Origin of the sequence: Natronincola ferrireducens (assembly GCF_900100845.1) — a bacterium.
GTDB classification, from domain to species: Bacteria; Bacillota; Clostridia; order Peptostreptococcales; family Natronincolaceae; genus Natronincola_B; species Natronincola_B ferrireducens.
The window spans coordinates 55,795-81,094 of record NZ_FNFP01000003.1 but is presented as its reverse complement, the minus strand read 5'-3'; the positions used below and the strand labels follow the sequence as shown (position 1 = coordinate 81,094).

The window sequence follows — 25,300 nt, the reverse complement described above, 5'->3', positions numbered from 1 at the left end:
TCTATATATATTATACTTTTTTAATATATATAGCAAGATCATCTAGGATAGAATATATAATTGGTAGGACAACTAAGGTTAAAGGTGTGGCTAATCCTAATCCACCGATCACTACTGTTGCTAAAGGTACTTGAACCTCAGAGCCTTCTCCTAAACCTATTGCCAATGGCAGTAATCCCAGTACAGTTGTTAGGGTAGTCATCATGATAGGTCGAAGACGGGTAGTGCCCGCAACAACAATAGCTTCCTCCGTTTCCTTTTTGCTTCTCTTTAAAACGTTAATGTAATCAATTAAGACAATGCCATTGTTTACCACAATCCCAGACAAAACAATAGCACCTATAGCAGCTGGTACACTTAAAGGAATTCCTCGAATCAAAAGTCCTAGAAGACCTCCTGAAAAGGCTAAGGGAACCGCCAACATCATTATAAAAGGGTGCAAAAGAGATTGAAATTGAGTGGCTAATATCATATATACCAATAATATTGCCAAAATAACAGCTAAAATCAAATTGCTATAGGCCTCCTCTAACTGCTCCCTTTGTCCTCTAAACTGATAACTATAGCCAGCGGGAAGTGGGTAGGTCATTAATTTCTCCTGAATATCTTTGATAACACTATTCATATCTCTGTCAATAATAGAGGCTTTTACAGTAATAGCTCGAACTTGATCGGATCGTCTTATGGCATTAGGCCCCTGAACAACCTTAGTATTCACTAATTCCTGTAGGGGGACCGTTTCTCCTAATATAGTAGGTATAGGGGTTTGAAGGAAATTACCTATACTGCTCTTCAAATAATCCTCTCCAGTAATAATTACATCATGCTCTCTGTCATTTATTTTAAGTTTTGTTACTGTCATACCATGAACAAGATTTCTTACAGTGGATGCCATGTGTATCCCTTGAAGGCCGTAGGCGGTAGTAACATTACGATCAACATGTAATTCTAATTGGGGTCTTCCCTCTGTAAAATTCCATGTAACTTCCCTAGTTCCTTCTATGGAATCTGTTATCCGTATAAAGTCCTCCCCTATTTCTTTTAATGTTTCTATACTATCTCCTTTTATCTGTATCTCTACTGAATCTCCTCCAAAGCCCATACCTACAAAGGAAGCATTAGATAGAGATATATCTCCTCCAGGTATTTTTTGTAAATCTTGACGGATCTTGTCCATAATATAGACGGTTTCATTCTTTCTTTTATCATAGGGCTTTAACCGCACCTCTATAGAGGCTCGATTTGTTCTCCCACCATAGCTGGCAAAATAATCATCGCCACCACCAATATTCATAAAAATCATGTCAACATCTTCATAGCTCCTTACCACCTCTTCTACGTCATTAGCCATAGCTTCTGTAGCTTCTAGGCTACTGCCATGGGGTAGGGAAATATTAATCATGAAGTTTCCTTCATCAAACTCTGGAAAATATTCTGCCCCCACCCATAAGAGGGAGGTAATGGATGCTAGGAAAATTAATCCTGTTATGATTAAAACTATACCCCTATGTCCTAAGCTCCACTTCAATAAATCCCTATAATAACAATAAAATCCACAATTCTTTTTCTCTCCATCCTCTAAAATTGTATTTACCTTATATTTATCCTTCTTAACCTTTAGGATTTTAGAAGCTAACATAGGTACTAAGGTTAGTGATACTCCTAGAGAGGCCAAAAGGGAAAAAGTTACCGTCAATGCCAGTTCCTTGAAGATTTCTCCCGTCATGCCCTCGACGAAAACAATTGGCAAAAAAACTGCTACTGTTGTAAAGGTAGATGCTGCTACCGCCATAGATACTTCTTGAGCTCCATAAATGGCAGCATCCTTAGGACTATAGCCCTCTTCACGGAATCGATATATATTTTCCAATACAACAATACCATTATCCACCAGCATCCCGATACCTAAAGCAAATCCACCTAGGGATAATAAGTTTAAGGTTACTCCTGTAAAATACATTAAGGTAAATGTAGCTATTACAGCTATAGGAATGGCTAATGCAATAATCAATGTATTTTTAAAGCTTTTTATAAATAAATATAGAATTATCACTGCTAACAGTCCACCAAAAACTGCTGTTGTTCCTACATTTCTAATAGACCTTCGTATAAATAAGGATTGATCTAATACTCCTTCAATCTTTATATTCTCCAATTCCTCTTCTAATTTAGCTATTTCCCTATGTATCCCATTGGCCACCTGTATTGTATTATAGGTGGGCTGTTTTTGAATTGTCATTCGTATACTGGGTTGTCCATTAATTTTCGCAATTTGTAGGGTTTTAACATCTTGAAAATCAACCTTTGCTACATCCTGTAATTCCATAGTTGTTCCTGATGGCAGAGGAATAGGTGTTTTTTTTATCTCCTCTAAACCTCTAAATTCTCCTACAGTTCTAATGGTCAACAGCTTTTTATCATCTTGAATTTCTCCTCCAGGAAGATTGATATTTTCATTCCTCAGGAGACCTCCTAATTGCTGTTGGGTTATGCCATAGGTTGCCAGTTGGAAAGGGTCAACCTTTATATTAACAACCCTTTGTCTGCCACCTGTAATACCTATCGAGGCCACTCCTTCTAATCTCTCTATCCTTGGTTTAATTCTATATTCTACAACCTCTTGAAGCTTTTCTAAATCATCTCCTGTAATTCCTAAAACCATTATAGGAAGGGCATTAGGATTAATCTTTAAAACAATGGGCTCCATAGCATCTTCAGGTAAATATCTTTTAATAAAATCAATTTTTTCTCTTATTTCTAAAGTGGCAAAATCCATATCTGTTCCTTGATTAAACTCTACAATAACAATGGACATACCCTCCATAGAAGTAGATTGAATATGCTTTACATTATGGGTGGTAGCCACTGCCTCTTCAATCGGTTTTGTAATAAGGTTTTCAATTTCATAGGGGCCAGCACCAATATATTGGGTATTTATAACTGCAACAGGAATATTCATACTAGGTAGTAGATCCATAGCTAACCTTGATAAAGACACTGCCCCTAGCAATAAAGTCATAGTAACAATCATTAAAATAGAAATAGGCTTATGTACAGCCCAACTAGAAATTTTCATGATTATCACTCCTAACTACCGTCAATAATGTATTTTCATCAATATAGTGCTGACCCTTTACAATAACCCTATCCCCTTCCCCTATGCCCTTGACTACTTCTACCATTTTTCCTCCATCAATTCCTAATTCTATTTGTCTTTTTACAGGACGTTGATTTTCTTCTATAAATATGATAGGGGTGTTGTCTTCAAAAACAATTGCTTCTTTAGGAATCAGCAAAGTATTATCCCTTCTTTGTCGTTCTATTATAACTCTGCAGAAGCTTCCAGCTAACAATCTGCCATCTCCATTATCTACATTAATTTGTATGTAATATAAATTTGTTCTAGGATCTGGAACTTTACTAATCATGGTGACACTTCCAATGTTTTTATCTTCTGCTACGTCTATCGCTACCTCTTGACCTATCTTTAGACTATTTAATAGTTCTTTCACTACATAAAGTTCTAGCTTTAATAGATTTGTGTTGCTAATTACCATAGCAGGCTGGGTCTGGATAACCATTTGATTTTCCTGTAGGTTTGTCTGGGTAACAACCCCATCTATAGGTGCATAGTATTCCATCTCATCCAACTGCTCTAAAGCAGTAATATAAGCTAACCTTGCCTGTTCCAATTGTCCTTCTAAAGCTACTAAAGAGGTATCCATCAAACGATTATCCATAGGGCTTGGTGTTTCCTGCACTCCCCAGAAACCTACGGGAACAGTAGGTATAATAGGTTTTACTGCTTCCATCTCCTGTTTTTGAATCCGATAGTTTTTTTGCGCCTGCCCATAGGCCTTTCTTGCAGCCTCCACCTGTCTTCTAATAGGCGTTTTATCTAATTCAAATAAAAAATCCCCCTCTTGTACTGTATCTCCGACATCAACGGTTAATTTTGTAACTTCTAATCCGGGAGTTTTAGGAAAAATCATTATATTTTTTATTGGTTGTAGTCTTGAACTTATCGTTATTTCTTCAGCAATGTTGCCTCTTTTTACTGTAGATACCTCTACTGCTACTTTTCTTTCTTCTTCCATGACATTATCATGTCTGCATCCCCCTAGGAATATTAATAGAACTGTTGTAATAATTATAATACAGTCTCTTTTTCTCCACATAAAAAAACCTCCAAGCAATTACCACATCATAAATTATTTATAATTTATGATGTGCAATTACTGGGAGATTTAAACTCACTATATAGAATTGATTTTTATAATTTTTTACACGACTTCAATTGTTATAACAACTTCATCTCTTCTCCAACTTTTTTAAACACATCAACAGCACGATCTAATTGCTCTTTAGTGTGGGCGGCTGTTACCATACATCGAACTCTACCGGTGCCCTTAGGTACAGTAGGAAATACGATACCAGATACAAAGACACCATTTTCAAATAGTTTTTTACTAAATTCCATTGCTTTCCCCTCTTCTCCTATAATAACGGGAGTGATAGGTGTTTGACTGTTACCAATATTAAAGCCTAGTCTACTGATTTTTTCTTTAAAATATTTTGCATTATCCCACAGTCTGTCTGTATATTCAGTGGTACTCATCAATAATTTAACGGCTTCGATAATAGCTCCAACTGCTGCTGGAGGTAAAGAGGTACTAAATAGTAGAGGTCTTCCCCTATGACTTAACCACTCCTTCATGGTATTGCTTCCAGCTACATAACCACCAATAACACCAATAGCCTTTGACAGGGTTCCAATAGTAAAATCAACTCTACCATGAAGATGGAAATGATCTACAGTACCTCTACCGCTCTCTCCAAGTACTCCAGAACCATGGGCATCATCTACATAGGTCATAGCACCATATTTTTCTGCTAGGTCCACAATCTCAGGTAATGGAGCTATATCTCCATCCATACTGAACACACCATCGGTAATAATTAATAGGTTTCTATACTTATCTCGATTGTTTTTCAATACCTCTTCTAAATGATTCATATCAGCGTGCTTAAAGACAGTTTTATCGGCTCGACTTAACCTAGCCCCATCAATAATACTTGCATGATTTAATTCATCAGAAACAATTAAATCCCCCTTCTCTGTAACAGCCTGGATTGTGCCGGCATTACAATTAAAACCCGATTGAAAGGTCATAACAGCTTCTTCTCTTTTAAATTCTGCCAAAATCTCTTCTAATTGTTCATGGAGGTCCATATTCCCAATAATTGTTCTAACAGCTCCCGCACCAACCCCATACTTTTCAACGGCTTCTACAGCAGCCTTCTTCAGCTGGGGATGATTGGCAAAGCCCAGGTAATTATTGGAGGATAGGTTGATAACCCTCTGTCCATTTAAAACAACCTCTGCTTCATTGGCTCCTCCTAAGATAGGGAGTTTTCTGTAAACCCCATCATTTTTTAATTCTTGAATTTTTTCTTTAAGGAAATTTAGTTCATGTACATTTGACATTACCATGCCCTCCTAATAATAATTTTGCTAATTAAAGAATACAACATAGACCTGTACTTTTCCTGCTATATAATGAAAGTAGGAATATTTTCATTTTTCCCTACTTCTTAAAATTTAAAACAAAAAAAATGCCTCAAAATCAGAGGCATTACTCTTTATCTATCGTTTCCTTATAATGTGTTAATTTTTTGCGAACTTCTTTATAAACAATTTCTATAGCTTCATCAGTCATAATTTCTATCCCTTCATTAACGTGCTTTATGGCATATACGTGGAAATCTCCCTTTTTTATGGATTCTACTACTTCATCACATAGCATTAAGTTTTCAATGTTTTGATAGGGAATTATTACACCCTGATTTTTTGTAAAACCTCTTTTTTTACATAAACGGTAAAAGCCCTCAACCTTTTCTGTTACTCCCCCTACGGGCTGGATATAGCCCCTCTGATTTACAGAACCGGTAACAGCTATATATTGCTTTATGGGTATCCCGGAAATACTTGATAATAAAGCATATAATTCTGCACTAGAGGCACTGTCACCATCTACTCCACCATAGGACTGCTCAAAGCAAATTCGGGCTGAAATACTTAAATTCATATCTTGAGCAAAGTTTTGGATTAAAAACCCCGTTAAAATCATAATTCCCTTGTCATATATGTCACCACTCATGTTGGCTTCTCGTTCAATATTGATGATACCTTCTTTCCCCATTCCACAAGTAACCGTAATAACACTGGGCTTACCAAAGGTATAATCCCCTACATTAATCACGGATAGACCATTAATAACACCAATTTTTTTCCCTTCAATATCAATCAAAATCTTCTCTGTCTCAAACATTTCCTCTACTCTACTTTGGTACTTATTTAACCTATTCCATTTTTCATGAATAGCCTTATCTACATGATTTCCTGTAACAATCCTGCTATTTTCCAATTTAGCCCACTGATCTGCCTCTATGATAATCTCTATAAGCTTATTAAATCTGGTAGACAATTTTTTTTGATTTCCTGTTAATCTCGAGCTGTACTCTATTAACCTAGCTATACCTTTAGTATCAAAATCCTTCATCCCCTCAGATTTTACATAGGAACTTACAAAGGCTGCCATTTGTTTTTCATGTTCAATACTTCGTTGCATTTCATAATCAAAGTCCACTAGAACCTTAAAATACTTTTGAAAATCTTCATCATAGTGACATAAAAGATGATATAAGCTTCCACTTCCAATTAAAATAATCTTTAAGTCAATAGGAATGGGTTCCAATTTCAATGAGGCAACATCTACTATCCCCAGCTGACTACCCATATTTTCTACAGTAATTTCCCTGGTATGGAGTATTCTTTTTAGAGTTTCCCAAGCATAGGGATTTGTCAACAACTGTTTGGCCTCTAAAATTAAATATCCTCCATTTGCTAAATGAATAGCCCCTGGTTTGATATGGAGAAAATCTGTCCTCAATACACCATTAACATTTTCATATTCTATCTTTCCCGTTAATCTGTTTAACGTAGGATTAAATTCCATCACAACAGGGGCACCTTGGGTTTCTTCATTGTTTACCAATAGATTTACCTGATACTTTTTAACAAAACCTGGATCCTCCTTTTTATCTGCTAGATGCTGGTCTTCATCTTCATCATTAATAAATTGATAAATGTTTTCAATTAAATCCTTTTCTACTTTACCCAGGTATTCTGTTACTCTTTCACACGTTGTGTATTTTTTAACTAAATCATGGATCAAAGGCTTTACAATAAACAATCCCACCTTCATCTCCAATTGTAGTAGCTTCTTTTTAGCAAAACCTTCAAACTTTTTAATTTTTAAAACCATGTCTAAAGCCTTATCTTGTATTTCTTCCAGTTGTTCTTGAAGCTTTTTACCATCCTCTTCATTCAACTGTTTTATGGCTTCATCCGACATCTCTTCCCCATCTCTTAAGGGAATAAAAATAAATCCTGTGCTGGTGCTTTTTACAGCAAATTGTTTTTTATGAGCAAACTCCGATAAGTCCTGTAATAGTTTGTTTTTATACTCTTGATATTGTCGAATAATTTCATTTTTTCTTCGGTCATAATCTTCGCTATTAAAGACTTGAGGTACTTGAATTAATAAATCTTGTATTAATTCCTCCATATCCTTCTGAAATTCCTTACCCATTCCAGCTGGTAGATTTAATGCCAAAGCTTTACCATTACCCTCGAAGCTATATACATAGCACCAATCATTAGGAACATCCTTTGTTTTAGCAATTTTTTTAACAATTTCTTGGGTATAGGTGGTTCTTCCTGTACCTTTATAACCACTAATATATATATTATAGCTTCGATGATGGATCTGTAAGCCAAACTCCATAGCTGATTCGCCCTTTTTTTGCCCTATAATTCCCTTTACAGCCTCTACTTCAGCAGTTGTAATAAAATTAAGATTCTCAATATCACAATATTTTTTAACATGTTCATGCGATAACTTCGGATAGTTTTTCATCATGGTTCCTCCCTTCAAGCAAATAACGCTTATTAACATACTATTCAGAAGGGAGTTTATATTCCACTGATTCTTTTAAATTTTATTGAAATTAGAAACCATCTTTTTCATATTCTTTAGCTTGCTTTAATATTTCATAAGCTCCTTCAGGATCTAGCTTATAAATTCCCCATAAAGCATATTTTCTAATCTCTGGCCTAGGGTCCTTCAGAAGGGGTAAAAGATAAGCAATCCCTTCTTTATCCCCATGGTTTACTATAGCCACAATTGCGTTTCTTTGAAGAATCTTCTTCCCCCGCCATCCCGCTGAGGTTTCACCATAGGTTTCTCTAAACCTTTTATTAGACATATTCAATAATTCTACTAAATCTGGTTTTACAAACAAATCTTTAGGCACAAAATGATTTTGTGATCCTTGTTTAACTTTTCTATTGTGGGGACAAACTCCCTGACAAATATCACAGCCATAAAGATTTTTCCCTAATAATTTTCTATCCTTTTCATCGATATTTTCCTTTTGCTGTAATAAGTTAGAAATACAGTGTTGGGCATTAAATCCATAAGGTTTTTCAATAGCTCCCTTAGGGCAATGTTTAATACATAAGTTGCATCTCAAACAGCTTTTATTTTCCAGAGGTTTGTCCTCCTGAAAGGCTAGATTGTTTATCATATAACCAATAAAAAACCATGAACCATAGGTTTCATTAATTAAAAGAGAATTATAGCCATACCATCCTAGCCCAGCTCGATAGGCCACATGTCGATCCACTAGTGGACCAGTGTCTACAAAGCTTTTATATTGAAAGTCTTCTCTTTCTTCTTTTATGAAATCCCCGATCCTCTCTAGCTTTTCCTTAAGAACATAGTGATAATCCCTTCCCCATGCCGTTCTAGCTAATTCCCCATAGAACTTAGGAATTTTTTTCCCCTGTAGCTTTTCATCATCTAAATAATAGGAAACTCCTATGACGATAATAGATTTAGCATTTTCCATAGTTTTTTTAGGATTTATCCTTAATTCTATGTCTTCTTCTTCAAAACCCGAAAGATGCCCAGCCTGTTTTCTCTTCTCTAAAATATCCCGAATATCCTCAAAGGCTTCAGCATTGGTAAATCCTATGAGATCAACATCAATAAGCTTAGCATATTGAATAATCCTATCCTTTAGTCCCATTAACTAACCCTCCATTCAAATTTACAGCTTAAAATGAGACTTAAAACAATACAACACAAAAAAATGAAGAGATAATGTTATTATCTCCTATAAATAGGGTTCTTTAAAGATTTTTATTGAATTGAGGGGCCATATTCTTAGGATCACCCGTCCCTCAATTTGTTGCTTTTTAATACAGCAGAATCTTCTGCTATCATTGCTGTTATTTCTATTATCCCCCATAACAAAAACCATATTCTCTGGTACAATGCCTTTTGTTACAGGATAACTCCTGTTGATATACTCTTCATCACAAATATAATCTTCTGCAATCTTTCTTCCATCTATATACAAAACTCCATCTATGATAGAGTATTTATCATTTTCTATAGCCACTACTCTTTTTACAAATAGATCATCTCTTCCACTCTCCTTTGGAGGAGAAAAAATAATAATATCTCCTCTTTTCGGATTGTTACGGAAATAGGGAAGCTTCACAAAAACTAATTGATCAGAATCAGACAGTGTAGGCCACATGGAGGGGCCTACTACAACAGCGATACTAAAAATCAATAAATCTATTACGATAACTAGGATTAGTATTATAATTATGGTTTTGAATAAATCATTCTTAAATCTGATTTTCTTCATCCCATCACATCCTTGAGTATTTTAACATACTTTCCTGAAATCTAGTTATCCCTGGTTTGGTATATCCCCAGAGGCGGGTATTTTAAGCCTATGTTCCTTAACAGCATTGCTCATAAAAATATACAATCCTGTTAAAATTAAACTTCCGCTAACAATCTGCCAAGGTGTAGGTACTTCTTTTAACAGTAGCATAGCTAAAGTTGTTGCCCCTATAGGCTCCCCTAGCATTGCTGTGGATACCTTGTTGGCTTCAATGTATTTTAAAGACCAATTAAAAATCGTATGGCCTCCTATGGTACAGACAATGGCCATCCCCAGAAACAGACCATAATCTCTATAGCTGTAGCCTGTTAAAGGTAGCTTCAAAAGAAGATTGATGATCACTAGAAGGAGGGTGCAAATTCCATAAACAATAAACCCATAGGTTAATGTAGATACTTTTTTTCTTACTCCTCTACCTATAATAATATAGAGGGCTCCAAAAAATCCTCCTAAAAGGGCCAACATATCCCCGTATAGGTGATCCCCCCCTGTCTGGAAATCAAAAATTCCCATAATACTGCTACCTATAATGGCTAATATCATTCCTGTCATACTTTTTTTGCTTAATTTCTCACGGAAGATTATATAGCCGATGGTGGCAGTGAAGATGGGCTGTAATCCTACCAGCACTGTGGAGGATGCTACTGTTGTATACTGTAGGGAAGTAATCCATGTAATAAAATGTAGGGCTAAAAATCCTCCACTTAAACAACATAGAGCAAAATCCCTTGATTCAATTTTTTTCAGTTCCTCCTTACCCTTCATAAGGACAGCAGGAACAAATAATAAAAAGGTAATTAACATTCTATACATAGCAATAATGTTAGAAGGTGCTGATGTATTTCGAATAAATATTACTGAGAAGGAAACACTAACTACGGCTATACACAACAGAAAATATACCTTTTTTATCCTTTGATTTTCCTCCATTATACTCCCCCTCTAAAGAATTAAATAAAGAAACATCCCTACCATGACTGCTGTCACTATTACTTTTACAACAAGACTTGTTAGATATCCGATAACCCCCGCACTTCCTGCCTTTAGGGCTTCTATGAATTCCTTCCCTGCCAGCAGTTCTCCCAAAACTAGACCTGCTACTTGCCCAACTATGAGTCCTATAACATTCATAATAGCCAGTCCTGCAAACCCTCCAACAAACATACCTATCATTCCCCAAATAGATACCTGGAATCTTTTGGCAGTAATAAAGGAGGCTAAGTAGTCAGCGGTTATGGTGATCAAGGTCATAATAGCAAATAATACAATCCAATAAAGGGAGACTACAGCAAATTCCGTAGCAAAGCCATAGATTGTGATTCCTAACAATACTAAAATTGGCCCCGGTATAATTGGCATGAAAATTCCTACAACACCTAGTATAATCAATGCAAAGCTAACCACCATATATGTGTTTTCCATCTTTATCACCTATATTTATATAATTCTAATAGATTTATATGAATCCTTTATTTCCATTTATATTATTTATTATATTTTATGCAGGGGCCCTTAGAAAATCCTTTTAAGATTAAGTGAAAAAAAGGGAGAAAATTTTTCTCCACCTTTAATCCTCCAGCTTCTCATCACTATGAAAGCTGCTGCCGCTTATAAATTCTCTTAAAATCGATGTTTTAGGTATATCCTCTTCATTTTCTAAAGCAACAAAATAGCTTAGAAATTTCATCAATCGTTTTGCTTCAGAATAATAAGGACTTGTGCTATCCACTTGCCTTAACAAAGGTTCCACATATTTTTTTAGTACGCTTAGTTCATAAAAGAGGGCTGAATTAAATATAGCATCTGCTCCTTCTTGAAAGGGAAAAATATTTTTTTCCTCCCCCTGTCGAACAGAGTTCCACATAGATAATGTTTCTTCTGCATTTTTAGAGCGATATTTGCTATCCCTGACAATTCTTCTAATAAGCCTTGTATCAGTAGTTGGAATTCTATTGTGTTCATCTACATTTAGCTGAGTTAAAGCGCTGATGTAAATTTTATATTTATTTCTTCTTGGAATAGAAGAGGTTAATTCATCATTTAAACCATGGATTCCCTCCAGTATAATTGGTTGATCTGGTTTTATTTTGATTTTATGACCTTTGTATTCTCTTTTCCCCGTATGAAAATTAAAGGTAGGGACTTCTACTTCCTCTCCCCTTAAGATTTTTTCCAAGTCCTCATTAAAAAGCTTTAAATCAATGGCATGCAAAGCTTCAAAATCATACTGACCTTTTTCATCTAGGGGGGTATCTTCCCTGTTAACAAAGTAATCATCTAAGGAAATAGCCACTGGTTTGATACCATTTACCTTCAATTGGATCATCAATCTTTGAGCAAAGGTGGTTTTTCCGGAGGATGAAGGTCCAGCAATAAGTACTACACGTTTTTCATGGATATTCTCTGCAATACCGTCCGCCAGTTCAGCAATCTTTTTTTCATGGAGGGCTTCTGCAATTCTAATGAATTCCCCTTCCCTTTGGGTAACGATTAAGTCATTCAAGGAGGCAACATAATCAATTTCTAGAATTTCTCCCCATTTTTCCGATTCTCTGAAAATTTTAAATAGCTTTGAATGTTCTTCAAAAGCTGGAATTTCTCCACCATCTTCATATCTTGGATACTGTAGAATAATTCCAGGAGAATAATAATGCAAATTAAATTCCTTTAAATATCCTGTTGAAGGTACCATATAGCCATAAAAATAATTTTTTAGCCATCCACATTGATAGATGTTGATATAGGGTTTTTCACGATATTTTAACAATCGTACCTTTCCAATTTGTCCATAATCTCTAAAAATATCCTTTGCTTCATCTACAGGTACCCTGTTTTTTTCAAAACGCACATCCTCTTCAATAATCTCCTGCATTCTTTCCTTAATTCTTGCTGTATCCTGTGGATCAATTGGTCTTTTATAATGAACTTCACAGTATAATCCTTTGCTAATAGAATGTTCCACAGAAACTTTACACCCTGAATAAAGCTCCATACAAGCCCTAATAAATACAAAGGATAAACTCCTTTGATAAATTCTAGAACCAATAGAAGATGATATATCAATAAATTTTACTTCGCAATCTTCGTCTAATGTATGTTTGAGTTCTTTTAATTGATTATCTATTAATGCTGCAACAATTAAGTACCTGGTATTAGGTTGAAAATCCTTTGCCAGTTCTTCTAATGATACGCCTTGTTGATATTTATATGGTCCTTCATTGTTAATGGTAATTGCTATCATGCTTTCCATTTTTTTATTACCCATTATTCAAAGTCCCCCTATAGAATTTTATAGTGCTCTTACTCCCCTATTTATTATATACTTTTTTTCCCTTTAATATCAAATGAAACCGCAGAAAAATAAAATGGATTCCAAAGAAATTTAGGGTCTATAAATTTAATAAGCCTCAGCACCACTTTTGGTCCTGAGGCTACTTCTTTTCTTTTACATCATAGGTCGACTTGGTAATGAAATATCACTTAAAGCCTTACCTGCATCATCTACATAAATATTTCTTACAGCCAAATCCCCTATAGATACCAGTCCTACAAGTTCACCATTTTCAATAACTGGTAGTCTTCTAATTTGATTTTGTGCCATTAATCTTGCTGCTTCATGGGCATGCTGCTCAGGAGAAACGTAAATCAATTCCTTTGACATAATACTTTCTACATTATCCGAGGCCTGAAGCCCATCAACGATTCCTCTTACTACAATATCTCTATCGGTAACAATTCCTACCACATGATTTTGGTTATCACAGATGGGTATAGAGCCTACATTAAGCTCCTTCATTTTTTTTGCTATTTCATCAATTGTTGCATTTGTATTGACAGCTGAAACATGATTTGTCATAATATCTCTTACCTTCATAATCTATAACCTCCTAAACATTTTCTAAATATATCTTGCACCATTTAAGAGGTTTTTATAAGTAAAAACAAATGCTAATTTCATTAAATATAAATTAGCACACATATAATAATCTATTATTTTAGAAAACCTATTTTATTGAATGGGTATAACCTTAAAAATGCCTTCCCAATAATATCCTCCATATGTACTAAGCCCAATGAATTATCCCTACTGTCTAAGCTGTACATTCTATTGTCCCCCATAGTAAATATGGCGCCTTGTGGAATCACCATATCTATATTACCTTCTGTGTAGGTATCTATTAAATAAGGTTCCTCTAAAATTTCTTCATTAATATATACTTTCCCATCAGTAATTATAATTTCTTCTCCTGGTAGTGCAATAACTCTCTTTATTAATAACTTATCCTTTCCACTGGCTGTCTTTAAAGGAGATTTAAATACAATAATATCTCCCCGCTGTGGTGTGCCTTGCTTATATAATAGACGATTTACAATTAAAAAGTTATTTTCGTCTAATGTGGGTATCATGGAGTAATTCTTTACAATTGTTGGCTTTATAAAGGTTGTTATAATTAATGCAATGACTAATGATAGTACAATGGTCTTAATCCACTCTAGGATTTCCTTCTTCATCTGTTGTCCCCCTGTCTACATTTGGCAATTTATCTCTTTAACTATTTTAACACTGTCCTTTTTTAAACGCAACTACATATTCCTATGACTTCAAATTGAAATATATTCATCTACTACTTCAATTAAATTATCAAAGGTTATGTTGTTTTTTTGGTCGTCCCATACAACTTCTTCATCCATAATTAACATAAGCTGGGGAACTTCATGGCTTATTTCTAGTTTCTCTTCTATCTCTTCTGATATTTCCACACATTCTCTAACATCTACCATTGTAAAAAGTACATCTTCTTCACTTTCCTCAACAAATTGTAGATATTGTTGATAAGCTTCTTCACTTTCAGATACTACTTCATCATGCTTAAAAATAAAAACTGGTTTTTTGTTGGATCTTTTAATAAACTTATCTAAATCATCTAACGTCATAATTTTTTTTAATCGTCTTGCCATGGTTTACCCTCCCCAAAATTATTTGTTACCTGAATTCAAGTGCTTTATTGATTTTACTAATTGTATATTACTGGTTTAGTCATATTATAACTGCTAACACAAATATTATGTAATTAAATTTATAATTGCTATAAAATAAACGTTAATTACCCAAGTTTTGTACAAATACCTAGGCTGTATTTTTAAAAATATGGAAGCTTAATTTAACATACTTAGGTTATCATGCTTAAACAAATAATTTTGCCAGTTCTCATAAACTATGATAATACCAGTACTTAGGAATAAGGTTTTAATCTACCAATAACGAAAATTATAACTTATCCACATTTTTGAAAAATATATAATCTCCTATTGGTTATAAAAAATCCCCTGAGAAAACTTAAATTTAAGTCCACAAAGGGGATTTTTACGCTGTTTTTAAATAGTTTTTTAGTGATTATTTTACTCATATATAGACAAATTATTTCATTAGAAGTAAGCGATTAATAATCCCATGTATATACTAGACGGGGATGCCATAGAATGTTGAAGAAGTGGAGAATCTATCTTTACTTGTTTAAGATAAGCTCTTTCTTCTTTACGACAGGTTCTATACTCCCAATTTTCTTGATAGATGTGTACAATTTTCATTGTTGCAGGGATATATTCAATTTCACTACCCATGTATTTCTTTCCTGCATAATGTAATTGATCTCCATCAACTTTACAGATCTTATCTTCATGGGATAATGTGTACATTTTATCTTCTTCTGGAAGATTGATAAGGAATTTTTGTCTGGAATATCCTTTTGGGGTTTGTTTCTTTGTAATTACAGGTTCAATCTCCTCTGGATCTACTTCTGCTACCTCTGCTTCATCAAACTAGCCAAATTCTAATCCTTCTAAAACTATTTGACCTGATAATGCTGATGTCTTTTCACTTTTTATTCCAAATAACTTTTTTATCAAATAGTCAATCTGCTCACGGAGAATTTTAGAGTCAGCATTTAACTCTTCGATGGTTTTTCTAAGGGATGCAATTGTTATATTCTGTTCTTTGATTACATCTAGTTTATCCATATTATCAATTTAAGATTATACAATCTTAAATTATGCATATATTCTACAATAATTTATCATATCTGCTGCATGGGAATATAATTGTTACACTTGTACCTATTCCTATCTCTGATTTTAAATGTATTTCCAACCCTAACTTCCTACAAAGATTTTTACATAAATAAAGACCAATTCCTGTACTTTTTCCAAACCTCCTACCATTTTCTCCAGTAAAACCCTTTTCAAACACTCTGTTAATATCCTTACCACTAATCCCAACACCATTATCCTCTATGGTTAATATAATTGAGTTTTCTTTTTGTTGACTATAAATACTTATTCGAGCATCATTTTCTTTTGAGTATTTTATAGAATTAACTATTATTTGATTTATAATAAATTCAACCCATTTTGCATCAGTATAAACTTTATGATCAATATCTTTTAAATCTAACTTAATTCTTTTATTTATAAAATCTCTATAATTTCTTTTAATTACAGCATTAATTACGTTACTTAATGTAAATTCTTTTATTATATAATCCTTACTAACATTATCACTTTTACTGTAATATAAAGCTTGTTCAACAAATCCGTCAATCCTATCTAACTGTATATCAATCTTCTTGGTTATATCATTTGAATTGTTTTCAACTAGTAATTTTGCAGAAGCTATTGGAGTCTTTATTTCATGAACCCAAGTTTCTATATACTCTCTATATTCATGCTGTATATCCTTATAATACTTAACATTTTCATGCATATCTCTAGCAATTTCCTTTAACACTTTATTAAGTATTTTCCCTTGAATAAAGTTAGGTTCATTAAGTACTTCTGGCAATAGATATTTTTTATCTAATTCCTCTATAATCCTATAAATTTCATCATAATATTTCTTATGCCTCATCATATCCAAAACTATGTATAATATTAAAGGAATAAACCAAATACAAAATACCATAAAGATAATTACAAGATCTACATTTGTAATAGCCATTGTTATGGCTACTACAATAAATAGCACTAAGTTAATAGCCAAAAATAATAGCTTATCTTTTAAAAACTCTATTATACTCATGGCATAATATACCCTAATCCTCTTTTAGTTTGTATTGGATTATCCATACCTATTTCTCCTAATCTATTTCTAAGCCTAGATATATTAACTGTTAAAGTGCTATCATCTACAAAATAATCGGACTTCCATAAATACTCCATTAATGACTCTCTTGAAGCAATAGTACCTTTATTTCTTATTAAATAAGAAAGAATTTTAACTTCATTTTTTGTTAACTCTAAAGATTTATTATTGTATTGTATTGATGCATTTGAAAGGTTTAAGCTTAAGTCATTATAATTTAAAATATCTTGAGGCACTGTATTACTATATGTTCTTTTCAATATAGAGGATATTCGTGCTAATAAGATTTGAGTATTATAAGGCTTTGTAATAAAATCATCAGCACCTAAATTCATACTCATAAGCTCATCCATATCGCTATCTCTACTTGTAACTATTATTATAGGAACATCGGATGTTTTTCTAATTTCTCTACAAATATAATAACCATCAAATACTGGTAAGTTTATATCTAATAATATTAAATCTCCTTTTTCTTTTTGTATTATCTCTATTATGTTATCAAAATCTGTTGGGGCTACAATATTATATCCGTATTTAGTTAAAAAGCTTCCTAGCTCCTCTCTTATAAATTTATCATCTTCAATTATTATTATTTTTCTCATACAAATCTTCCCTCCCTTATTATATTACCCTAAGTTTAATAAAAAGAAATGTAGTTACAGTAATAAATATTAATTTTACTGTAACTACATTATTAAAGCTAGATATTATTTTTAACTATGTTTTTATACCCTGAATATGTTGCAACAAAGTAACCACCATAAATTAGTACTAATATTAATGATGTAATTATTGAACTGGTAACTATGTTAGCTTCATTAAACATTGATATAAAATCATTTGCTACCTTTATTCCAACGATAGAATGTACTAATGCTAATAAAATTGGCAATGAGAAGTATACTAAAGTCTGAGTAAAGATTGTTTTCTTTATCATATCTTCGCTAGCACCAATTTTTTTAATAGCTTTATATCTATCAATACTATCACTAGCTTCTGACAATTGTTGAAGTGAAAGTACTGCCATGCTAGTAATTAAGAAAACTAACCCTAAATATATTCCAACGAATAGTATTGTTGTTGTTAGACCTTTATTTTGATTGTAAATATCAATTTTTGTATATCCATTAACAAATCCAATATTTTCTAAATTAATTTTACCATCTCTGAAATCTTCAAATAATTTATAATACTTTTCTTCACTCTGCTCTTTATTATTATCTGAATAATTTATATTTAAAACATACTCTGTAGCATTATAATCATTTACTAACTTATCATTAACCACTAATGTTGGAAAAACACTAGTAAATGTATCTGTAGAGAGATTATCTGTTATTAACTCTTTATTTTTAATTACAAGCTCTTTTTCTCCAAGTTTAACACTATTATTTTTATTTAAAAATTCCTTTAAAATAGGTTCAACTTTACCTATATTGCCTAATAACAATGCTTCATCGTCTCTCAAAATTACATTTTTTTTGTTCTGTATATTTAATATATCATTATACTCTGATAATTTTACTATATCCACATTATAGCGTAGCTTTCTTAGCTCAGACTTGCTTTTTTCGCTAAGACCATTTCCGAACATGTCCAAAGGTGTTTGTTCAGATTTGTATATGGCATACTCTGTATATTTTTCGTTATTATCAAATTTAAATCCAATATTGTTTAAGCTTTCAAGTATACTAATTGCTTTTTCATCTCCAAATACAATATTCCTTGCACTAGCATCAAAAGGTGTGGCTTGTTCTAAACCTGCCTCAAGACTACTTTTAAAACTTATACCCGTAGATAATATTCCAATTGTAAAAAATAGCATTAAGCATATTATTGACATAGATAAAAAGTTTGTATTTACCTTACTGTTTAGCTGTTTTACTATAAATATATTTAAATCTTTAAAGTATATTTTTTTATTTCTTTTTGTTATAAATAATATAAAGCCTGCTAAACTAAAGAAAAATAATATAGTTCCAATTATACCTAATATTATTGAAATTAAAAATTTACTATTACTTACATCTAATCCTACTTCTAATATTAATTTATATGCTACTGTAAGGGATACTACACACAATAAAAATCCTATTAAGTACACTATTGGATTTTTAAATTTTATATCTTCATTTTTTCTACCAGCTATCAATAAATCTATTATTTTATATTTTGAAATAACAAAAGTATTGAATACTATAACAAGTAAAAACATTATTCCAAAATAAAATATTGTCTTTCCCATAGCTGCTGTTGAAATTATAAAGCTATATTCACTCATACCAACTTCAAATAGCTTTGAAGTAAGTACTGAAAGACCTTGTGATACTACAATTCCTATTAACAATCCACTAACTAATGATATAACCCCTACTAAAATTGTCTCTGTTACTAATATTCTTGAAATCTTAGACTTACCCATTCCTAAGGTCATATAAATTCCTAGTTCTTTCTTGCGCTTTTTAATTAAAAAGTTATTTGCATATAATATTAAACTACCTAGTATTACAGATACAAATACAGATACATAACCTAAAATATCAATTAACATATTTGTATATTGTTTACCTGATTTTTGCATTTCAATTATAGCACTTTGAGATTCTATTGAGTTAAAGCTATAGAATATACATACTGCTAATGTAAGTGTTAAAAAATATATTGCATAATCCTTAAAGCTCTTTTTTACATTTCCTACTGCAATCTTAGAATACATTGTTGTCATCACCTCCAAGAAGAGTTATAACTTCAATAATTTTGTTAAAAAACTCTTTCCTTGTATCCTTACCTCTAATAATTTCTGTAAATATCTGGCCATCTTTAATAAATAATATTCTGTGAGCATAGCTTGCTGTAAAGGCATCATGTGTAACCATTAGTATTGTAGCATTTAAATCTTTATTTAAGCTTTCAAATCTTTCAAGTAATAGCCTAGATGATTTAGAATCTAAAGCTCCAGTTGGTTCATCAGCTAAGATTAAGGATGGCTCTGTTACTATGGCTCTTGCTGATGCTACTCTTTGCTTTTGTCCACCAGACATTTGATACGGATATTGATTTAATACTTGTTCTATTTCTAAATATTTAGCTACAGACTTTATTTTACCGTCAATTTCTGAGCTTTTCTCACCCTTTATAGTTAAAGCTAAAGCTATATTTTCATATGCTGTTAAGGTATCTAAAAGATTAAAGTCTTGAAATATAAACCCTAATTCATTTTGTCTGAACTTATCTAGGTTTTTTGCCTTTAATCTTGTAATATCCTTATCATTTATTGTTATCTTGCCAGTAGTAACATTATCAATTGTTGATATACAGTTAAGCAAAGTAGTTTTTCCACTACCTGAGGGTCCCATTATCCCAACAAATTCACCTTCATCTACTCTAAAACTTATGTTATCAATAGCCTTAGTTACATTATCCTTATTACCATAATACTTTTCTATCTTCTCCACATTTAATATGTTTTTCACTTTTAAATTTCTCCTTTTCCTTTATAATATTTATAAATCCTATCCTTTTTAAGTCAAATTTTTAAAAATTGTTTCTTTGAATCTTATGAACTTATTATATAGTTTCGATAAATTCTTTGAAATTGATTCACGTTACACTAACATTACATTCTTGTAATATTAATATTTTTATAATTTTCCAAACAAAAACTTCAAAAAATAAAAAAGTCCTTGATATCATAGTAAGATTGATATTTTCAAGGATTTTATATCTTGTTTTGCATATTTCCTGGACCTTTGGGTCCCATGGAAGCAGATTATCTAGTAGTGCCTTATCTTTTTGAAATGGCATTTTAGGAAGAGTAGTAAGTAGAAGTTGTAAATATTTATATGGATTTAGGCCGTTAGCTTTTGCTGTTTCAACTAGACTATATACCATTGCATTGGCTGTTGCTGCTTTTGGATTTCCTGTAAATAACTAATTTTTTCTTCCAACAGTAAATGGCCGTATACTGTTTTCTTGTAGGTTATTGGATGTTTCACAATTACCATCCTCCAAGTATACCATTAACCCAGATTGTTGATTTTTTATGTATTCTGCTATTGCCTTTTTATTTCGCCCTACTGTATCAACATAATATCCTTTGCACCTAAAATGTCTGTTTCCATATTTGTAATTTAATTTTGGTTGGTCAGACCTAACTTTATTTTACAACAGGAGGTTTTCTTTTTTCTACTCACCGCTGAAAGCTCTTTAGAACCACCCGCATAGCAGGTGGTTTTCTTTATACAATAAAAGTAATACACCAAAAGATAAATACTCTAAAAAATTTGTGTTAATATTTACATGCATCCTTTTATTGAAAACCCTACCGAAATTGTGATATCCTTAGATATATAATGATTAAGTAAAAGGGTGGTAAACAAATGGAAAAAATTAAAGATATACTTCATGATTTCAGTGATGTTTTTATTGCTTTATTTATCGGCCTCCTGATGATGGGCGTAGTGGCTTGGAACTTAGGGAATTGGTTTGATAGTGACAGCAGGGTTATAGCTATGGATATTGAATCTCAATTAGAAGAACCGTCTAATGAAAAAGGTGAAACAAATGAAGAAAATTCTGACGGTTCCCCAGTAGAAGAAGATTCTTCTCTGGAGGAAGATGAGGAGGAAGAGGAAGTTATAGAGGTTACAGTAGTTAGCACTAAAAAAATTACCATTCCTAGTGGTACAACCGGTTCTGGCGTCGCAAAAATACTTCAGGAAAATGGATTAATTGAAGACACCAATGACTTTATTAAAACAGCTGAAGATTTGGGTTTAACTGCTAGATTAAAGTCTGGAACCTTTGATATACCATCTAATGCAACAACAACCAAAATAATAAATATTATAACAGGAAACAGATAGAGAAGCGAACTTCGCTTTTCTTTTTTTATTCCTTATCATCTATAATTCTATTAAATTGATCATGACTATGTTTTGTATATTTGTTTAATCGTATTAGGTTAAGACGCCATAGATAAATGACGTAGGGAATAAATAAAACCATTAAAATAGGGATTTGTGCCATCAAAATAAAGTTGAAAACTCCATGAAATGCCATTGGAGTTAAAAGGGACCTAGAAAAATATTTTCTTTTTAATTCTTCTTCTTCCGTATATTTTGCTAGTGATAAATAATACCCCATTGTTACTGCAAATAACACATGGGCTGGTACAGAGAGAATACCCCTCATAATTCCTACATAATAGTTGGTGCTAAATCGAAATACTACATACATAATATTTTCAACTGTGGCGAATCCCAATGCAGAAAAGCTACAGTATATAATCCCATCTAATTTTTCGTTAAAGTGTTTACTTCGATAGGCAGTGTATAGAACAACGGCCCTTTTAAAATATTCCTCTGTTAATCCAGCTATAATAAAGGCCGTGAAGGCTGCTCCCAATAATCCAGTAAATATGTTGATGGTCAAAAGTATTCTTTGAACAATTAGAACTGGAATTACCGACAATGCTCCCAGTATAAATACTTTAAGAAGTAAGTGTAAGGGCTCTCTATCATATCGATCTGCTAAATATAAAGCTATAGCAATTGCAATACTAGGTGTAACTGCTATAACAAATAATCTTGTAACCATGTGCTTCACCTTCCCATCTTATCTTGTATCTTAATTATTAGTATTATATAAAATCTAACATCTATCCAATTAGTTTCTTCCTACTATGACAAAATCAGGGTTGCTTTCTTCATTATTGCATCTATCTGGCCTATCTATACTTGAAAACTTAAAGTATTGAACTTCCTTCTAAGTTAATAGGTTTCTGTCATTAACTCTAATTTATATTAAAACATATATAAGAACTTATTCCTATTTCAAATGTCTAAAGAAATTTTTTCCCTTATATTCTATTCATTAAATCACTGTAATTTCCTTGAGGGAATCTTCAGGTTTTAAGAATAACTTTCCATACTCTGTATTTCCTATAATAAAAAGGAGAATCCTTTAGGGCAAAATGGATTCTCCTTTACATAAAATCATTTATATTATAATTTAAAATTTATACCATTGTCATTTTTAAAATAGTGAGCCATTGTTGATTCTTCAATAATATTTCGTCAATATAGCTTAAACGGTTTTAATTAATGACATACTAAGGGAAGTAAATTTTACAGTATTACAGATACGATGCTGCCTCTTTATCTATGATAAATGTTATTTGAGGGTGTAGCTGTAAAATAGATGCTGGTACTTCAGAGGTGATTTTACCTTTAATTGCTTTATATATAATTTCTGCCTTTGTTCTACCACTGGCAAGTAAAAGAATATTTCTTGCCCCCATTATTGTTTTAATTCCCATACTAATTGCCTTAGTAGGCACTTCATCTAGGGACTTAAAAAACCTTGAATTGGCCTTAACAGTATTTTCGTCTAACTCTACTAGATGAGTGATTGCTTCAAATTTTAAGTCAGGTTCATTAAAACCTATATGACCATTTCCTCCTATCCCTAATATCTGTAAATCAATTCCACCAGCTAATTCAATGTTTTTTTCATATTGAACACACTCTTTTTCAATATTTTCTGCCATCCCATTGGGAAGATGTATGTTTTGCTGCTGAATATTAATGTGTTTAAAGAAATTCTCCATCATATAAAAATAATAACTTTGTGGATTTGATTTGTCTAGCCCATAGTATTCATCTAAGTTAAAGGTCTTTACATCAGTAAAATCTACATCTCCTTCTTGATAAAACCGTGTCAGATTCTTATACATACCTAAAGGGGTATCTCCTGTAGCTAACCCTAAAACACTGTTAGGTTTTAAAATAATTTGACTGGCTACAATATTGGCTGCTTTCCTACTCATTTCTTCATAGTCGTTTACAACTATTATTTTCATGTGTACTTACTCCCTTCTACATTTTTCATAGGTTAAGATACTATACTGTTTTTTAGGTGCAAATTTACCTTCATTTAGAATTTTAAAATAATAATCCTTCCTACCACTCTTTTTATAATTTGATTGTTTTTTAATTGCTTGATTTTAATTTTATCATATATTGCACTTTAAAATAAGTGTAATTTGTGTAGGTTAGCATCAAATATTTAACAGCAAAAAATAAATATTTGATACGTTTTTTATGTGTGAAGTCCTCCTTCATCATTTACCTTAATACTTGCTTATAATAGTGTGCTTTAAAAAAGATCAGGAAAATCCCTGACCTTTAATAAACTTTTTTCGTCTGCATATATTCCTGAACAATTCTCAAGGCTTCACCAAATCTTTGGTAGTGTACAACCTCTCTTTCCCTTAAAAATCTTAATGTATCTTTGACACCCGGGTCATCAGTAAGCTCTAGTAAATGCTCATAAACAGCTCTAGCTTTTTGTTCTGCTGCCATATCCTCATGAAGATCTGTTATAGGATCTCCGTGGGCTTGAATGTAGGTTGCTGTCCATGGAACTCCATTAGAATCCGAATAAAATAAAGCGCCATCTCGAATTGCATAGAAGGAACCCATATCCGCTGCTTTAAAATCTTCAGGTTTCGCGTCCTTCGTCAATTGATAAATTAGGGTAGTAATTACTTCTACATGGGCTAGCTCTTCTGTACCTATATCTGTTAGTAATCCTTTTGCTTCTCTTGTTGGAATTGTATATCTTTGGTTTAAATATCTTAATGCTGCAGATAATTCCCCATCTGGTCCTCCATATTGTGTAAATAAATATTGTGCCAACTTAGGGTTGGGTCCACAGGTAACCTTTACAGGGTATTGTAATTTTTTTTCATAAATCCACATATACCTTCCTCCTTATGCTCCTAAAATTCTTCTTCCCATGGCCAAGGGGTTTCTATCCATCTCCAAGGGTATTGGCTTTGTGAAAATCCAAAATTCAATAAGGGTCCATAGGCCAATTCATACTGCTGTTTTAACATCATCAATTCTGCTGCATATTGATTAAATTGCATCAACGCCCTTTGATCCTGTGGATGGGTATCTAAATATAGCTGTAAATCTGTGGCTGCAAATTCTACTTCCTGTATCCGCTTCATCAATGCTATTCTTTCATGCATCATTTTTCATCCCCCCATAGTTTTTCTTTTGGTACATAGGGCTGATATAGTTCTGGGAACAGGGTACCCTTTATCAAGGCTTCCGTCAGGGGATATTCCATCATATAGGTTTGATAGGGTACATAAGCGTGGGCTAGCATAACATACATTGGCATAAAAGGTATAGGATATATACCATAATAGGGTGTATGCATCATATAAAATCTCCTCCTTATTTAAAAATTCACAAGGAATTTCCTGTAATAACATTGTATTCTACTAACAAGATTTTGGTGTTTTTCTTGTCATAAATT

25 protein-coding genes and 1 pseudogene are annotated in these 25,300 nt (G+C 32.6%); 1 reads left to right on the top strand and 25 read right to left on the bottom strand.

Going from position 1 to position 25,300, the window contains the following annotated elements:
* Window positions 1-10: 10 nt before the first annotated feature.
* From BLS22_RS08705 to BLS22_RS15680, 20 genes and pseudogenes are all read right to left on the bottom strand, one after another.
* Window positions 11-3,076, bottom strand: coding sequence for an efflux RND transporter permease subunit (locus BLS22_RS08705; RefSeq protein WP_090553361.1), 3,066 nt, complete (start codon window positions 3,074-3,076; stop codon window positions 11-13).
* Window positions 3,063-4,178, bottom strand: a complete 1,116-nt coding sequence (locus BLS22_RS08700) for an efflux RND transporter periplasmic adaptor subunit (protein ID WP_090553360.1) — start codon at window positions 4,176-4,178, stop codon at window positions 3,063-3,065. Before BLS22_RS08700 ends, BLS22_RS08705 begins: the two co-directional genes overlap by 14 nt.
* Before the next feature lie 122 nt (window positions 4,179-4,300).
* Window positions 4,301-5,488, bottom strand: coding sequence for a glycine C-acetyltransferase (locus tag BLS22_RS08695; protein WP_090553359.1), 1,188 nt, complete (start codon window positions 5,486-5,488; stop codon window positions 4,301-4,303).
* A 148-nt stretch (window positions 5,489-5,636) separates the two neighbouring features.
* On the bottom strand, window positions 5,637-7,982 hold the full coding sequence (locus BLS22_RS08690) for a Lon protease family protein (RefSeq protein WP_090553358.1): 2,346 nt from the start codon (window positions 7,980-7,982) through the stop codon (window positions 5,637-5,639).
* Between the two features lie 91 nt (window positions 7,983-8,073).
* On the bottom strand, window positions 8,074-9,156 hold the full coding sequence (gene queG, locus BLS22_RS08685; RefSeq protein ID WP_090553357.1) for a tRNA epoxyqueuosine(34) reductase QueG: 1,083 nt from the start codon (window positions 9,154-9,156) through the stop codon (window positions 8,074-8,076).
* A gap of 87 nt (window positions 9,157-9,243) precedes the next feature.
* Entirely contained in the window at window positions 9,244-9,786 is a 543-nt protein-coding gene (lepB, locus tag BLS22_RS08680) for a signal peptidase I (RefSeq protein ID WP_090553356.1), read from the bottom strand.
* A gap of 45 nt (window positions 9,787-9,831) precedes the next feature.
* The gene (locus tag BLS22_RS08675; protein WP_090553355.1) at window positions 9,832-10,758 is read right to left on the bottom strand and encodes a DMT family transporter; all 927 of its coding nucleotides are present in this window, start codon (window positions 10,756-10,758) and stop codon (window positions 9,832-9,834) included.
* A 12-nt stretch (window positions 10,759-10,770) separates the two neighbouring features.
* A complete protein-coding gene (locus tag BLS22_RS08670; protein ID WP_090553354.1) occupies window positions 10,771-11,250 on the bottom strand; it encodes a DUF456 domain-containing protein in 480 nt (159 codons plus the stop codon).
* Between the two features lie 145 nt (window positions 11,251-11,395).
* Window positions 11,396-13,093, bottom strand: coding sequence for a nucleoside kinase (locus BLS22_RS08665; protein ID WP_090553353.1), 1,698 nt, complete (start codon window positions 13,091-13,093; stop codon window positions 11,396-11,398).
* A gap of 180 nt (window positions 13,094-13,273) precedes the next feature.
* Window positions 13,274-13,702, bottom strand: coding sequence for a CBS domain-containing protein (locus tag BLS22_RS08660; RefSeq protein ID WP_176762111.1), 429 nt, complete (start codon window positions 13,700-13,702; stop codon window positions 13,274-13,276).
* A gap of 116 nt (window positions 13,703-13,818) precedes the next feature.
* Window positions 13,819-14,340: a signal peptidase I gene (lepB, locus tag BLS22_RS08655; RefSeq protein ID WP_090553351.1), complete on the bottom strand. Its 522-nt coding sequence runs from the start codon at window positions 14,338-14,340 to the stop codon at window positions 13,819-13,821.
* A gap of 90 nt (window positions 14,341-14,430) precedes the next feature.
* On the bottom strand, window positions 14,431-14,787 hold the full coding sequence (gene ytxJ, locus BLS22_RS08650; RefSeq protein WP_090553350.1) for a bacillithiol system redox-active protein YtxJ: 357 nt from the start codon (window positions 14,785-14,787) through the stop codon (window positions 14,431-14,433).
* A gap of 468 nt (window positions 14,788-15,255) precedes the next feature.
* Complete coding sequence (locus tag BLS22_RS08645) at window positions 15,256-15,525, bottom strand: IS66 family transposase zinc-finger binding domain-containing protein (protein ID WP_090553349.1); 270 nt, start codon at window positions 15,523-15,525, stop codon at window positions 15,256-15,258.
* Window positions 15,526-15,648: 123 nt separating this feature from the next.
* The gene (locus BLS22_RS08640) at window positions 15,649-15,846 is read right to left on the bottom strand and encodes a hypothetical protein (RefSeq protein ID WP_090553348.1); all 198 of its coding nucleotides are present in this window, start codon (window positions 15,844-15,846) and stop codon (window positions 15,649-15,651) included.
* A gap of 43 nt (window positions 15,847-15,889) precedes the next feature.
* On the bottom strand, window positions 15,890-16,903 hold the full coding sequence (locus BLS22_RS08635; RefSeq protein ID WP_090553347.1) for a sensor histidine kinase: 1,014 nt from the start codon (window positions 16,901-16,903) through the stop codon (window positions 15,890-15,892).
* Window positions 16,900-17,571, bottom strand: a complete 672-nt coding sequence (locus BLS22_RS08630) for a response regulator transcription factor (RefSeq protein ID WP_090553346.1) — start codon at window positions 17,569-17,571, stop codon at window positions 16,900-16,902. Before BLS22_RS08630 ends, BLS22_RS08635 begins: the two co-directional genes overlap by 4 nt.
* A 98-nt stretch (window positions 17,572-17,669) precedes the next feature.
* Complete coding sequence (locus BLS22_RS08625) at window positions 17,670-19,694, bottom strand: ABC transporter permease (RefSeq protein WP_330386496.1); 2,025 nt, start codon at window positions 19,692-19,694, stop codon at window positions 17,670-17,672.
* Window positions 19,675-20,442: an ABC transporter ATP-binding protein gene (locus BLS22_RS08620; RefSeq protein WP_090553344.1), complete on the bottom strand. Its 768-nt coding sequence runs from the start codon at window positions 20,440-20,442 to the stop codon at window positions 19,675-19,677. The genes BLS22_RS08625 and BLS22_RS08620 overlap by 20 nt, the downstream gene beginning before the upstream one ends.
* A gap of 127 nt (window positions 20,443-20,569) precedes the next feature.
* Window positions 20,570-20,860, bottom strand: coding sequence for a transposase domain-containing protein (locus BLS22_RS08615; RefSeq protein WP_090553343.1), 291 nt, complete (start codon window positions 20,858-20,860; stop codon window positions 20,570-20,572).
* Window positions 20,861-20,899: 39 nt separating this feature from the next.
* Window positions 20,900-21,103: pseudogene (locus tag BLS22_RS15680) on the bottom strand (IS66 family transposase); the annotation flags it as partial.
* 245 nt (window positions 21,104-21,348) lie between these two features.
* Between BLS22_RS15680 and BLS22_RS08605 the strand changes: the two are divergent.
* Window positions 21,349-21,834, top strand: coding sequence for a hypothetical protein (locus BLS22_RS08605; protein ID WP_090553342.1), 486 nt, complete (start codon window positions 21,349-21,351; stop codon window positions 21,832-21,834).
* A gap of 25 nt (window positions 21,835-21,859) precedes the next feature.
* Here the strand turns inward: BLS22_RS08605 and BLS22_RS08600 are convergent, their stop codons facing one another.
* The 5 genes from BLS22_RS08600 to BLS22_RS08580 all read right to left on the bottom strand — a co-directional run bounded on the left by BLS22_RS08600 (window position 21,860) and on the right by BLS22_RS08580 (window position 25,204).
* Window positions 21,860-22,567 (bottom strand): PrsW family intramembrane metalloprotease, encoded by a 708-nt coding sequence (locus BLS22_RS08600; protein ID WP_090553341.1) that lies wholly within the window; start codon window positions 22,565-22,567, stop codon window positions 21,860-21,862.
* 538 nt (window positions 22,568-23,105) lie between these two features.
* Window positions 23,106-23,831 (bottom strand): glucosamine-6-phosphate deaminase, encoded by a 726-nt coding sequence (gene nagB / locus BLS22_RS08595; RefSeq protein WP_090553340.1) that lies wholly within the window; start codon window positions 23,829-23,831, stop codon window positions 23,106-23,108.
* A 325-nt stretch (window positions 23,832-24,156) separates the two neighbouring features.
* Window positions 24,157-24,732 (bottom strand): manganese catalase family protein, encoded by a 576-nt coding sequence (locus BLS22_RS08590; RefSeq protein WP_090553339.1) that lies wholly within the window; start codon window positions 24,730-24,732, stop codon window positions 24,157-24,159.
* A gap of 20 nt (window positions 24,733-24,752) precedes the next feature.
* A complete protein-coding gene (locus tag BLS22_RS08585; protein ID WP_090553338.1) occupies window positions 24,753-25,010 on the bottom strand; it encodes a spore coat protein CotJB in 258 nt (85 codons plus the stop codon).
* Window positions 25,007-25,204 (bottom strand): spore coat associated protein CotJA, encoded by a 198-nt coding sequence (locus BLS22_RS08580; RefSeq protein ID WP_090553337.1) that lies wholly within the window; start codon window positions 25,202-25,204, stop codon window positions 25,007-25,009. The genes BLS22_RS08585 and BLS22_RS08580 overlap by 4 nt, the downstream gene beginning before the upstream one ends.
* Window positions 25,205-25,300 lie beyond the last annotated feature (96 nt).